Source organism: Ruegeria sp. AB10, assembly GCF_056542745.1.
Genome location: NZ_JBQGAI010000005.1, coordinates 157,663 through 170,472 on the forward strand (window position 1 = coordinate 157,663; position 12,810 = coordinate 170,472).

At 61.2% G+C, this 12,810-nt stretch carries 15 protein-coding genes; 5 read left to right on the forward strand and 10 right to left on the reverse strand.

What is annotated here, in order from left to right:
- The 4 genes from ACR0NT_RS12160 to ruvC form a co-directional block, all read right to left on the reverse strand.
- Window positions 1–624: a hypothetical protein gene (locus tag ACR0NT_RS12160; RefSeq protein ID WP_170672296.1), complete on the reverse strand. Its 624-nt coding sequence runs from the start codon at window positions 622–624 to the stop codon at window positions 1–3.
- 63 nt (window positions 625–687) lie between these two features.
- Entirely contained in the window at window positions 688–1,707 is a 1,020-nt protein-coding gene (gene ruvB / locus ACR0NT_RS12165) for a Holliday junction branch migration DNA helicase RuvB (protein WP_170445430.1), read from the reverse strand.
- Between the two features lie 4 nt (window positions 1,708–1,711).
- A complete protein-coding gene (ruvA, locus tag ACR0NT_RS12170) occupies window positions 1,712–2,389 on the reverse strand; it encodes a Holliday junction branch migration protein RuvA (protein ID WP_170445433.1) in 678 nt (225 codons plus the stop codon).
- Window positions 2,386–2,883 (reverse strand): crossover junction endodeoxyribonuclease RuvC, encoded by a 498-nt coding sequence (gene ruvC / locus ACR0NT_RS12175; RefSeq protein WP_170445436.1) that lies wholly within the window; start codon window positions 2,881–2,883, stop codon window positions 2,386–2,388. The genes ruvA and ruvC overlap by 4 nt, the downstream gene beginning before the upstream one ends.
- Before the next feature lie 334 nt (window positions 2,884–3,217).
- On the opposite strand from ruvC, the gene ACR0NT_RS12180 reads away from it, so the two are divergent.
- Window positions 3,218–3,430: a DUF1127 domain-containing protein gene (locus tag ACR0NT_RS12180; protein WP_170445439.1), complete on the forward strand. Its 213-nt coding sequence runs from the start codon at window positions 3,218–3,220 to the stop codon at window positions 3,428–3,430.
- Window positions 3,431–3,528: 98 nt separating this feature from the next.
- Here ACR0NT_RS12180 and ACR0NT_RS12185 read toward each other — a convergent pair whose 3' ends face one another.
- From ACR0NT_RS12185 to ACR0NT_RS12200, 4 genes are all read right to left on the reverse strand, one after another.
- Window positions 3,529–3,873, reverse strand: a complete 345-nt coding sequence (locus tag ACR0NT_RS12185; protein ID WP_170445444.1) for a hypothetical protein — start codon at window positions 3,871–3,873, stop codon at window positions 3,529–3,531.
- A gap of 97 nt (window positions 3,874–3,970) precedes the next feature.
- On the reverse strand, window positions 3,971–4,849 hold the full coding sequence (locus ACR0NT_RS12190; RefSeq protein ID WP_170445446.1) for a 50S ribosomal protein L11 methyltransferase: 879 nt from the start codon (window positions 4,847–4,849) through the stop codon (window positions 3,971–3,973).
- A gap of 66 nt (window positions 4,850–4,915) precedes the next feature.
- On the reverse strand, window positions 4,916–6,148 hold the full coding sequence (locus ACR0NT_RS12195) for an MFS transporter (RefSeq protein ID WP_170445449.1): 1,233 nt from the start codon (window positions 6,146–6,148) through the stop codon (window positions 4,916–4,918).
- Between the two features lie 79 nt (window positions 6,149–6,227).
- Window positions 6,228–8,453 carry a primosomal protein N' gene (locus tag ACR0NT_RS12200; protein ID WP_480443137.1) on the reverse strand — a complete coding sequence of 742 codons (2,226 nt, stop codon included), beginning with the start codon at window positions 8,451–8,453 and terminating at the stop codon, window positions 6,228–6,230.
- Window positions 8,454–8,512: 59 nt separating this feature from the next.
- Between ACR0NT_RS12200 and fsa the strand changes: the two genes are divergently transcribed.
- From fsa to ACR0NT_RS12220, 4 genes are all read left to right on the forward strand, one after another.
- Entirely contained in the window at window positions 8,513–9,166 is a 654-nt protein-coding gene (gene fsa, locus ACR0NT_RS12205; RefSeq protein WP_152457215.1) for a fructose-6-phosphate aldolase, read from the forward strand.
- Between the two features lie 196 nt (window positions 9,167–9,362).
- Window positions 9,363–10,070 (forward strand): DUF484 family protein, encoded by a 708-nt coding sequence (locus ACR0NT_RS12210; RefSeq protein ID WP_170445455.1) that lies wholly within the window; start codon window positions 9,363–9,365, stop codon window positions 10,068–10,070.
- Window positions 10,067–10,987, forward strand: coding sequence for a tyrosine recombinase XerC (locus tag ACR0NT_RS12215; protein WP_170672298.1), 921 nt, complete (start codon window positions 10,067–10,069; stop codon window positions 10,985–10,987). Before ACR0NT_RS12210 ends, ACR0NT_RS12215 begins: the two co-directional genes overlap by 4 nt.
- Window positions 10,988–11,070: 83 nt before the next feature.
- Entirely contained in the window at window positions 11,071–11,784 is a 714-nt protein-coding gene (locus tag ACR0NT_RS12220; protein WP_170672300.1) for a CDP-alcohol phosphatidyltransferase family protein, read from the forward strand.
- On the opposite strand, the gene ACR0NT_RS12225 is transcribed toward ACR0NT_RS12220, so the two are convergent.
- A complete protein-coding gene (locus ACR0NT_RS12225) occupies window positions 11,769–12,236 on the reverse strand; it encodes a hypothetical protein (RefSeq protein WP_170672302.1) in 468 nt (155 codons plus the stop codon). The genes ACR0NT_RS12220 and ACR0NT_RS12225 overlap by 16 nt on opposite strands.
- A gap of 76 nt (window positions 12,237–12,312) precedes the next feature.
- Window positions 12,313–12,768 (reverse strand): methylated-DNA--[protein]-cysteine S-methyltransferase, encoded by a 456-nt coding sequence (locus tag ACR0NT_RS12230; protein WP_170672304.1) that lies wholly within the window; start codon window positions 12,766–12,768, stop codon window positions 12,313–12,315.
- Window positions 12,769–12,810 lie beyond the last annotated feature (42 nt).

Sequence of the window (12,810 nt, forward strand, 5' to 3'; positions counted from 1 at the left end):
TTATTGCGGTGACTGCATCCGTGCAAACAGCCGCAAAACATGAGACGCGTCCTGTGCCGCCCCCGGCAGGACCGGATCATAGGCCGCCCGGATCAGCTCGGCGATGTCGGGGCGCAGGACTGTTGTATCTCCGGCCACCGCCAGAGGAGACTGGGACCGAAAGGCGGTATCCGACCACAGCAAAATGGTCTGCACAACCTGGCTGAGCGCCAATGTCTCGGCAGGCACCTTGGACATCTCTTTGTCCATCCGCAGAAAGACAAAGGCGGCACGGATCGCGCCATCTTTCTCGAACCGGAAGATGCGATACTGGTTGGCGTCTGCCGAAACCAACCGCTCAACCAGAGGCGCAAGATCAGGGATCAACCGATCCAGATCGGGAACCTCCAGCAACTCCTGCCAGTCGCGGAAGAAAAAGATCATGCAATTGGCACCAAGCTCCGGGTCGGTCTCGGCCATCTTGTGCCCGGCCAGCGCCACCACGGCCTCGAACGCCCCCTTGACGGTGGCCAGCGTTTCATCCTGAACACCAAAGACGATGGGCACGATGGGCCGCCCCCAGCGGGCAAACAGAAACTCGCCACTTTCGCGGGTGAACAACGTCTGGATGTCTTCGGGGGTCACGCCCAATCCTTCATCTTTTCGAAAATACTCTCGCCGAAGGCATAAAATCTCTTTGACCCGGCTTCAACCAAACAGATCGCTTTGCCCTCTGGGTGCGGCCATCCCCAAATGCGTCCATGCCTTTTGGGCCAGCATTCGACCGCGCGGCGTGCGCTGGATCAGACCCTGTTGCAACAGATACGGCTCAATCACTTCTTCCAGCGAATCCCGGCTTTCCGACAGGGCCGCGGACAAGGTCTCAATCCCCACCGGCCCACCTGCGTAGTTCTCGGCAATCAGCTTCAGATATCGCCGGTCCGCGCCATCCAAACCCAGGTTATCGACACCCAGCCGGGTCAAAGCTCCGTCTGCCAGTTCGCGGGTAATCCGCCCATCGCCTTCGACAATGGCGAAATCCACCACACGCCGCAGCAACCGCCCGGCGATCCGCGGCGTCCCACGCGAGCGGCGGGCGATCTCACGCGCGCCGTCGTCATCGGCCGGCGCGCCCAGCTTGCGAGCGTTGCGGGTGACGATCTCATGCAACTCATCGACCGTGTAGAACTGCAGCCGTGTTGGAATACCGAACCGGTCGCGCAATGGCGTCGTCAACAGACCCATCCGCGTGGTTGCTCCGACCAGGGTAAAGGGCTGCAGCTCAATCCGAACCGTGCGCGCGGCGGGCCCTTCGCCGATCACCAGATCCAGTTCAAAATCCTCCATCGCCGGGTACAGCACCTCTTCCACCGCCGGATTCAGGCGGTGAATCTCGTCGATGAACAATACATCCCGCGATTCCAGATTGGTCAGGATCGCCGCCAGGTCACCCGCCTTGGCCAGCACCGGCCCCGAGGTCATGCGGAAATTCACCCCCAGCTCACGCGCCGTGATCTGCGCCAGCGTGGTCTTCCCCAGCCCCGGAGGTCCATGGAACAGCGTGTGATCCATCGCCTCGCCCCGCTGGCGGGCGGATTGGATGAACACGCGCAGGTTGGCGCGCGCCTCGGCCTGACCGATGAATTCGTCCAGCCCCTGCGGGCGCAGCGCACGGTCGTTGTCTTCCGGCAGAGGGTCCGGGCGCAGCGTGGGATCGGCATCTACCATTCAATCACCCTTTCGGTGCAAGCAATTTCAGCGCCGCGCGGATCAGGTCCGCCTCACCGGCATCCGGCAGGCTGGCCGCCGCTTCGGCCACGGCAGAGGCGGCGTCAGATGGTCCATAACCCAGATTGGACAGGGCCGACAACGCGCCTGCCGAGGCGGCTGCAGATCCCGAAACCGGCTTCGCCGCGCGCGTGGGGGCCGGTGCGGGCTCAACGGGCTCGACGACCTCCAATGCGGGCCCGTCCATTGCCTCGGTCACGGTTCCGCCCATCGCCATCACGCCCGGCGCCTTGTCCTTGAGGTCCAGCACGATCCGTTGCGCCGTTTTCGGCCCGACGCCCTTGGCCGCCTTGACCGCACCCCAGTCGCCCAGCGCAATCGCCCGGCTGACGCCATCCGGCCCCAAGGCCGACAGAATGGCCAGCGAGACCTTGGCTCCGACACCCTGAACCGAGCACAAAAGGCGATGCCATTCCTTCTCGACCAGCGACAGGAACCCATAGAGCTGCATCAGGTCTTCACGCACGACCATGTCGGTATAGATCGAGACCGCCTCTCCCACACCCGGCAAAGCCGCCATGGTGCGGTCCGAGCAATAGACGATGTACCCAACCCCGCGCACGTCGATCAGCACGTGGTCTGCCGCGCGATAATCCAGCCGTCCTGTCAGTTTGCCAATCATGCCCGTACCTCTTTCATCCGCGCATGCGGTGCTGTGCCGTAATACGAGTGGCAGATGGCAATCGCCAGAGCATCCGCCGCATCCGCGCCTTTGGGCTGACAGCCCGGCAGTTGCAGTTTGACCATGTGCAGAACCTGCTCTTTCTCGGCGTGGCCAACACCCACGACGGTTTTCTTGACCCGGTTGGGCGCGTATTCCCCCACCGGCAGCCCAGCCTGCGCCAGCGTCAGCAACGCCACGCCGCGGGCTTGGCCCAGCTTCAGCGTACCTGCGCCATCCTTGTTGACGAAGGTCTGTTCGATGGCGGCCTGATCGGGTTGGTGTTCGGCAATGACCTCGACGATCTGATTATGCAGCGACAGCAACCGTTCGCCCAGATCGTCCCCGTCGGATTTGCATAAACCATTCGCAACATGACTCAGGCGGCTGCCATGCGATTCGATGACGCCCCATCCCAGGGTCCTGAGCCCCGGATCAATGCCCAGAATTCGCATTTTTTGCCTCAGCCTGCTCGGGTTTTTGTGATCTTTCTTTCGGATTAGCACGAAGCGTGAACATTTTCCAAGCGAATTGACCCCGCGTCTGAAAACGACACGCCTGTCTCAGAGGCGACAAAACGGCCTGTTTGCGACTGCGGAAAGTCCGAATTCGACACGCTTTCTGACCGCCTAATGGCCTATAAATTAAAGGTTTTTAAGGATTCAGTACCCTTGCAAAAAACGCATAGGACACATGCAAATTCCGCACTTGCGCGACCAGATCGACGGAACTAGATGCCGCGTACATCGGATGATCAAAAGTTAAACACTAACCAGAAGGAAACAGGATATGGCTGCACTGGACACCACTCGCACCACCACTGGCTCGTTCGGCCTCGTCGGCCGTATCGGCGAAACTTTCGCATCGGTCGTGAACGCCGTTGTCGAATGGAACGACGCCCGCGTGACACGCAACGTGCTGAGCGGTCTGACAGATCGCGAACTGGAAGATATCGGTATGTGCCGCGGTGATATTGACGTCGTGGCAGAAGGTCGTCGCTAAGAGACAACCACCACTCACTCGCCCCACTCCCCTCTGGGGCACACAAAGAACGCCGCGCATCTCATGATGTGCGGCGTTTTTCGTCAAAGCTGATCGGTTCAGTGAAGGAAGCCGCTGATCTGGGCCGCCAGATACTCGGACACCGGGTCGACCTGCATGACCCATGCGCCGGCTTTCTCAACGGATGTACCCTGCGCCAGACTGTCGACGCGATACTGATAGGCCGAAGCCCCCAGGCTTGTCAGCAAAAAGACCTTGAACGCGAACAGGCCCAGAAAACACCCCACAAGTGCCTTGACCGGAAGCGCAGATTTGACCCGCTGCGGCCTCATGACCACAAGGCCATCCTTACGCATCGTGGCGCGATAGCCCCGGCTTAGCTTGGCGTGTTTCTTGTTCAGGCGATGAACGCGCTGATCGAATTCCAGTTGTTTTCCCGTCATGGCAGCCTCCAAAAACCGCCCCCGTAACCACGTTATGACGGTAGTTACAGATTGCGACAAAAAAGAGGCAAGAATCTACGGAACTCCTGAAAATGGTCTAATTTAGGCCTTTTTTGCACAAAATTAGCGTAGTCCATTCACCAATTTCATCTCTTTTGGTCAGATTGAACCCGTTTTGTAAATAAACCGAGACCACGTCATCGGCCTGTTCATTGAGGATTCCAGACAGGATCGCATATCCACCACCCCGCAGATTCGCCGCAATTTCGGGGGACAAGGCGACCAGCGGGCCTTTGAGAATATTGGCAAAAATCAGATCGTAGGGGGCGTGCGACTGCAGGTCGGGGTGGTCGAAACCGGCGGCCTCGACGCAATCCACCTGCCCCGACATGCCATTGGCCTTTAGATTGGCTTCGGCCACATCCACCGCGACCTGATCGATGTCACTGGCGATGATATCGCCGTCCCAAACCCGCGCCGCTGCCATCGCCAGAACCGCGGTGCCGCAGCCGATATCGGCCACTTTGGTCGCTGCAAACCCGTCGTTCAGAAGGTGATCCAGCGCCTTGAGACAGCCCAGCGTGGTGCCGTGGTGACCGGTGCCAAAGGCCATTGCGGCCTCGATCAGCAGGGGGATGCGCCCCTCGGGCAGCTTGTCGGCATCATGGCTGCCATAGACAAAGAAGCGGCCGGCCTCGACCGGGGCCAGTTCACGGCGCACATGGGCGACCCAGTCGGTTTCGGGCAGTTCCGAGACCACAAAGGGTTTTGCCTCGAACGCGGCGGCCAGAACAGCCAGAGCGGTTTCGTCAGGCGCTTCGGTGAAATAGCCGCCGACCTCCCACAGGCCCGAGCCGTCCTCGACCTCGAACACGCCAACGCCGGTGGGCTCCGGATCCAGTCGCTCCATCGCTTCGCCCAGACCTTCGGCAGCTTTCTTGCCGGTCAGAGTGGTAAGCGCGGTGAATGTGGGCATGAGGGCCTCCTGTCTCAGTTGAGACAGCGCCTAGGGCGTGGGCCCGCCAAGGTCAAGCATTTGCGCCTATTCGGCGAGGGCCGGGGCGTATTTCGACAGGATGGTTTCATTGCCGGGCTCGGGATGGCGCGGGATCAGCAGCGACAGGGCCAGCGAGACCAGCGCCATAGCGGCCGCGAGTCCAAAGACCGCACCGGGCGACACGACCCAAAGCAGCCCCAGCAGCGCAGGCAGGAACACGGCTGCAATGTGGTTGATGGTAAAGGCCACCGCAGCCGTCGGCGCGATATCCGCCGGGTCGGCGATCTTCTGAAAATAGGTCTTCAACGCCAGCGCCAGAGCAAACAGCACGTGGTCGATCACATAAAGGATCGCCGCCAGCAGCACACCCCAGCCGAACCAATAGATGCCGCCATATGCGGCAAAGACGATGGCCAGCCCCGTGTATTCGAAAATCAGCGTGCGCCGCTCACCAAACATCGACACCGCTTTGCCCAGCATGGGGGCTGCGGCCATGTTGATCACAAGGTTGATCAGATAGAGGCTGGTCAGCTCGTGCACTTCAAAGCCGAATTTCTCGACCATCATGAAGCCTGCAAAGACAACGAAAATCTGCCGCCGTGCGCCAGCCATGAATTGTAGTGCATAGTACAGCCAGTACCGTTTGCGCAGGATCAGCTTTTTGGTCTGGGGCGTGGGCGCATTGAATTGCGGATAGGCCAGCAGACAGAACAGCGCCAGCAGGGCGGTTACCCCACCCGCAGCCATGAACACGAAGTTGTAGGACAGATCGAGCCGGTCCCAGGTCAGCACAATCAGGCCATAGACCACCGCCGTGGCCGCCGAGCCCATAGCCACCAGCCAGCCCAGCACCTGCGGCGCGCGGTCCTTGGGCAGCCATTGCAATTGCAGAGACTGGTTCACCGTTTCATAATAGTGAAAGCCGATCGAGCTGAACAGCGTCACGAACAGCAGCCCGCCCAGGCTTGGGAACCACGCGGTCACCGCCGTAGCCACGCCCAACATCATCAGCGAGATCATCGCCAGCACCTGTTCTCGGACGAAGATAATCACCGCGATTACGCCAACCGCCAGAAAGCCCGGAATTTCGCGCACTGTATGCAGCAACCCGATATCCGCCCCGTCGAAATTGGCAACCTCGATGACGAAGTTGTTGAGCAGCGCGCTCCATGCATTGAAGGCGATGGGCATGGTCAGCGCCATCACGAACAAGAGCGTGATTGGGCGGCGCCAGAACGGCAGGCTCTGCGCCTCGGAAAGCGGCATGGGTGTCAGCATGGGACTCCCTCTACGCCCATTTTCGCGGTTTGGCGAGGGCCAAGGACGCGGCGCACACTGGCTCTGCGCTGGCGCAGGGTCAGTAAAAGTTCTGCGGGTCGATATCGACGGTCAGGCGGATATCCCCTTTCAGGCGCAGCGGAGCAATCCATCGGGAGATGGCATCCTGTATGGGCGCGCCTTTGGGGGCTTTGACCAGCAAGCGTACGCGGTGCCGCCCCCGGATACGGGCTATCGGCGCTGGGGCCGGGCCAAAGACCTGCGCGCCGATATCGCGCAGCGGTGCATCGTTTCGGGCCATTGCATTGCCGATATCAAAAACCGGCCCGACCTCTGGCCCCGACAGCACGATTCCCGCCATGCGCCCATAAGGCGGTACTCCGGCGGCCTGCCGCCCAGCGGCCTCTGCCTTCCAGAACCCCTCTTCATCGCCTGACAGAATGGCCCGGATCACCGGATGTTCCGGCTGAAAGGTTTGCAACAGCGCCTGCCCTGGCTTGTCCGCCCGGCCCGCCCGGCCTGCGACCTGACGCATCAATTGGAACGTCCGTTCGGCGGCGCGCAAATCGGCCCCATGCAGGCTGAGATCGGCGTCGATCACCCCTACCAAGGTCAGCTTGGGAAAATTGTGTCCCTTGGCAACCAGTTGCGTGCCGATGACAATATCCGCATCGCCCTCGGCAATCTCTTCGATCTTGGCCTTCAAGGCACGGGCAGAACCAAACAGATCAGAACTGAGCATCGCGATCCTGGCCTCGGGGAAAGTTGCCTCGGCCTCTTCCGCCAGCCGTTCGATCCCTGGCCCGACCGGAGCCAGTTTCCCTTCGACCCCGCAGGACGGGCAGGTGTCGGGCATCGGCTTGGTCTCACCGCATTGGTGGCACATCAGGCGTTTTAGGAACCGATGCTCAACCATCCGCGCATCGCAATGATCGCAAGCGATCTGCTCGCCACAGGCCCTGCACAGCGTCACCGGCGCATAGCCGCGGCGGTTGATGAACAGCAGCGACTGTTCGCCCCGCTCGATCCGCTGCCGCACCGCCTGCCGCAGCGACGGGGAAATCCACGTCCCCGGCTGCATCTGCTCGGCCCGCATGTCGATGGGCTTCATCTCTGGCAGAACCGCAGCGCCAAAGCGCGAGGTAAGGTCGAGCCGTTCGTACTTGCCCGCCTCGGCATTGGCCCAGCTTTCCAGCGAGGGCGTGGCACTGGCCAGAACCACCCGCGCGCCGCAGATGGCAGAGCGCAGCACCGCCATGTCCCGCGCGCTATAGTGCACCCCGTCTTCCTGTTTGTATGAGGTGTCATGTTCCTCATCGACCACCACCAGCCCCAGATTGCGGAACGGAAGGAACAACGCGGACCGCGCGCCCACGACCAGCTGCGCGTCGCCCTGCCCGACCATCCGCCATACCCGGCGGCGCTCGGTCATGGTCGCGCCCGAATGCCATTCAGCCGGGCGCGCACCAAACCGCGCCTCGACCCGCGTCAGGAATTCTGCCGTCAGCGCGATCTCGGGCAGCAAGACCAGCGCCTGCCGTCCCATACGCAGGGCTTCGGCCACCGCCTCAAGATAAACCTCGGTCTTGCCCGAGCCCGTCACCCCTTTCAGCAGCGTCGTGCCATAGTCGCCCGTCCGCTGCCCGGCCTGCAGCCGGATTACCGCAGCGGCCTGATCGTCGGTCAGGTCCTTTCCCGGCAAATCCGGGTCCAGATGCGGATAGGGCAGATCGCGCGGGCTGTCCTCTTCCCGCACCGCGCCCTGTTTCACCAGCCCTTTGACCACCGAGGACGTCACGCCCGCCTGCTCGGCCAGTTCTTTTAGCGTAAACGCCAACCCGCCATATTCACGCAGAACCTCCAGCACACGGGTCCGCGCGTCGGTCATCCGATCCGGCTGATCATCGCCAAGGCGGTAAATCTTGCGCATCGACGGCGGGTCCCCCAGCCCCGGCGCGCGGGTCGCCAGCCGCAGCATCGCAGGCATCGGCGTCAGCGTGTAATCGGCGACACGACCCAGAAACAGCCGCATCTCCTCGCGCATCGGCGCGACCTCAAGCACCCGGATCACCGACCGCACCTTGGCCAGATCAAAACCGCCTTGCCCCGGCCCCCAGACCACGCCCAGAACCTTGCGCGGCCCCAACGGCACCTCGACAAACGCGCCCAAAAAACACCCACCTTCGGGCGCCTTGTAGTCCAGCGTCCGGTCCAACGGCTGGGTGGTCAGCACGGCCACCAGCGCGCCTTGGTCGAAATACTCCTGAATGCTCACCGCATATCCTTGGGTCGGGGGTTTCAGCATGGGTCTCTTTGAGGTAAAGGCATCCGCAACCAAGGCCAACCCATCAAAGGACTGCCCTCATGAAATTCTTCGTAGACACAGCCGAGATCGACGCCATCGCCGAACTGAACGATCTGGGCATGGTGGACGGCGTCACCACCAACCCCTCGCTGATCCTGAAATCGGGCCGTGACATTCTGGAAGTCACCAAGGAAATCTGTGATCTGGTCGACGGTCCCGTATCCGCCGAAGTCGTCGCAACCGAAGCCGACGACATGATCGCCGAAGGCCGCAAGCTGGCCAAGATTGCCCCGAACATCGCCGTGAAGGTTCCGCTGACATGGGCAGGCCTGAAAACCTGCAAAACCCTCAGCGACGAGGGCCAGATGGTCAACGTGACCCTGTGCTTCTCGACCAATCAGGCGATTCTGGCCGCGAAAGCGGGGGCCACGTTCATCTCGCCCTTTATCGGTCGTTTGGACGACATCAACCTCGACGGCATGGACCTGATCGCCGATATCCGTCAGGTCTATGACAATTACGGGTTCGAAACCGAAATCCTGGCCGCCTCGATCCGTACCGTGAACCACGTGACTGACAGCGCCCGCATCGGTGCCGACGTGATCACCGCACCGCCCGCCGTGATCAAGAAACTGGCCGATCACCCCCTGACCGACAAAGGCCTTGAAACCTTCCTGGCCGACTGGGCCAAGACCGGTCAGAAAATCCTCTGATACTGTGCACGACCGCGCGGCGCCATCAAGCGCCGCGCCCGGCCCAACTGCAAAACCTGATCTTGGATCAGGATGTTGCAGGCGGAAGCTATTCCGACACACCCCCACATGAAATCCACTTTTGCCTGCATTTTTCCCAAGGCAATTCCCGTGTCTCGTGTTATAAGCCGCTCAACAAAAAAAGACCGGACGGGACATGAGCAGCAACACCAAACTCAAGGATAATCTCCGCGCCGCGATTCTGGCCGAACCGGACGCTGTGCTGGACGACAAGGATCTGATGCAGGCGCTGGTAGCCGCCAACGAACAGGCGCGCGGCGACAATGTCATAGACTTGCGCGGCATCGCCATGCAACGGCTCGAGGCGCGGCTGGACCGGCTCGAGGACACGCATCGTTCAGTGATCGCTGCGGCCTATGAAAACCTTGCCGGCACCAATCAGGTGCATCGTGCCATTCTCCGTCTGCTGGAGCCCGTGGAATTCGAGGATTTTCTGCGCACGCTCGGTGATGAAATTGCCGATATCCTGCGGGTAGACCACATAACCCTGGTGCTGGAAACCACAGTCCGGCAGGAAGACCCTGCCATCGAAAAGCTGGGTGGAGTGCTGACCGTGGTAGAACCGGGGGCTGTCGATGCCTACCTCCGTCAGGATCGCGGCGGTCCGGCCCGGCAAGTTGTCCTGCGCCCGATTGCACAGGCCAACCCCCGAATTTTCGGCGCCAAGGCCAACCAGTTCCGCTCGGAAGCATGTCTGAGGCTGAATTTGGGTGAAGGCCGCCTGCCCGGCATGATCGTCATGGGGGCCAAGGACGCCAACCACTTCACCCCGCAACTGGGCACTGACCTGCTGTCCTTCTTCGCTGGCGTGTTCGAACGCTCGATGCGCCACTGGCTGTCGTGAGCCTGATCTCCCCAGCCTGCCGCGATGCGCTACAGCATTGGCTGGACAGTTTGGGGGCATTGGCCGGACGGTCCGAGAACACGAAAACCGCCTATGGCGGGGATGTCACCGATTTCCTGTCTTTCATGACCCTGCATCACAGCGAACGTCAGGGACTGGCAGCGCTGGCCCGGATCACCGTATCCGACATGCGCGCGTGGATGGCGGATCAGCGCGCCTCGGGCGTGGGCGCGCGGTCGCTGGCGCGCAAACTCTCGGCGGTCAAAAGCTTCTACCGCTGGCTTTCCGAGCGTGAGGGGTTCGAACCCACAGCCGTTTTGTCCACCCGCGCGCCCAAGTTCACCAAGAAACTGCCCCGCCCGCTGGCCGAAGACGCCGCTCGCGCCATGATCGAAACGGTCGAGCTGCAATCGACCAACGATTGGGTCTCGGCCCGTGATGTGGCCGTGGTCACACTGCTTTACGGCTGCGGGCTGCGCATTTCCGAGGCCCTGTCCCTGACCGGTGCCGACGCCCCCCTGCCCGAAACCCTGCGAATCGTCGGCAAAGGCAACAAAGAGCGGATCGTTCCCGTCCTGCCCGTCGCCCGCGCGGCCGTGGATCGTTATCTGCAGCTGTGCCCGCACCCGCAAGACAACGACAAGGCCCTGTTCCGCGGCGTACGCGGCGGCCCGCTGAACCCGCGGGCCATTCAGGAGGTGATGGCCAAGGCACGGATGCAACTCGGCCTGCCCGCGACGGCCACGCCGCACGCTTTGCGACACAGCTTTGCCACCCATCTTCTGTCCGCCGGGGGCGACCTGCGCGCTATTCAGGAGTTGTTGGGCCACGCATCGCTCTCGACCACTCAAACCTATACGGCGGTCGATACGGCGCGGTTGATGGAAATCTACAACCGCACCCACCCCAAAGCGTGATGTCTTCGCATCGCGACGGCGGGCAATCCCATTAACCCGGCTTTTGGTTTGCATCTGGCGAACGCATCGGTCATGACACCAGCATGACCCTCAGATTCAAAGCGCTTTTCGTCCATCTGTTCACCGCCACCGGCGCCGTTTTCGCAATGCTGGCCATGCTGGCCGCCGTCGAAGAAAAATGGAGCCTGATGTATCTGTGGCTGGTGGTCTCGTTCATCGTGGATGGTATCGACGGCCCTCTGGCCCGGCACTACCACGTCAAGAAAAACGCGCCCGAGTTTGATGGCGTGCTGCTGGATCTGATCATCGACTATCTGACCTATGTGTTCATCCCGGCTTTTGCATTGTTCAAATCCGGGCTTATGGACGGCTGGACCGGCTGGTTCGCGATCATTGTCATCACCTTTGCAAGTGCGATGTATTTTGCCGATACGCGCATGAAAACAAAGGATAACTCTTTTTCCGGTTTCCCCGGCTGCTGGAACATGTTCGTGATCGTGATTTTCGCTCTGGAGCCCAATTTCTGGATCATCCTGCTGCTGGTGTCGCTGCTGTCTCTGGCGATGTTCCTGCCGCTGAAATTCATCCACCCCGTCCGAACCGAGCGCTGGCGCGCCGTATCGCTGCCCATAGCCTTTGCCTGGACTTTCTTTGCCGGGTGGGCCGCTTGGGTCGATTTCCACCCCGAAAGCTGGGCGCATTGGGGTCTGGTGATCACCAGCCTCTATCTGGTGTCGGCGGGAATTGCGCAGCAGATCATACCGCAGCGCAAAAGCGCGGATTACAGGACTTCCTGAACCTCGAACTCGGTGCCGTTATGGGTGAAGATGTCACCCTCTTGCAGGCCGACCATGGCCAGATAGATCGGGCTTTGGGTTGAGATCCCCATATAGGTCTTGCCGTCCACATCAAACCGCGTGGTCGAGACGCAGACCACAAAGCGACGATTGTTGAACTTGACCACCGCACCGGGCTGCACCGTGTCGGTCAAACCGAAATCGGTGTTTTCGATCACGTCGATCTTGGCGTGATGGGCGTGGACCGGCGCATCAAAGGCCGCCGCCAGATCCGCGTTCTCGCGCGAGGCGGCGATGTCATCCTTGTCATGCCCTTCACGGTCATCCAGCTGGGAATCCTTCAGGAAGGCGTCGTAATGCGCCTGGGCAGTTGCCAGTTCCTGCTCCTCCAGCGACATCAGTCGGTCAATGATGGCCTTCTTGCGGGCGGCCGGGTCTGTTTGGGCGGTCATGCAATGCGGTCCTTTGAATTCTCTGTCTGATACAAGTTGGGCTTCAAGCAACCGGATTGCAATAGAATTCCGCGCCTCAGATCAGCAGACCCGCCGCCCGTTCATGGCGCAGCAGGGCAACCTTGGTCTCGATCCCGCCGTCCCCGGAAAAACCGCCCAGACCGTTGGCCGCCAGCACCCGGTGACAGGGGATGATGACCGGAATCGGGTTGGCGCCGCAGGCTTGGCCCACGGGCTGAGCGGGTTGCCCAAGCTCTTTGGCGATATCCCCATAGGTGCGGGTTTCACCCAAGGGAATGGCATACATCAGATCACAGACCTGTTGTTGAAACGCGGACCCGGAAACGTGATACGGCAGGTCAAATCGATCCAGGCGACCCTGATCATAAGCTGTCAATTGCGCGGCGGCCTCTTGCAGCAGAGGCGTCTCAGGCCCTTCGTCCCGGCCATTCCACACAAGACGCGTGATGGCTCCGGCGGTTTCTTCGACACCAAGGCGGCCAAACTGGGTTTCAACGGCGATCATCGGCATGAGGGCAACGTTTCAGATCGCCGCTCCCTACGCAACGAAAAA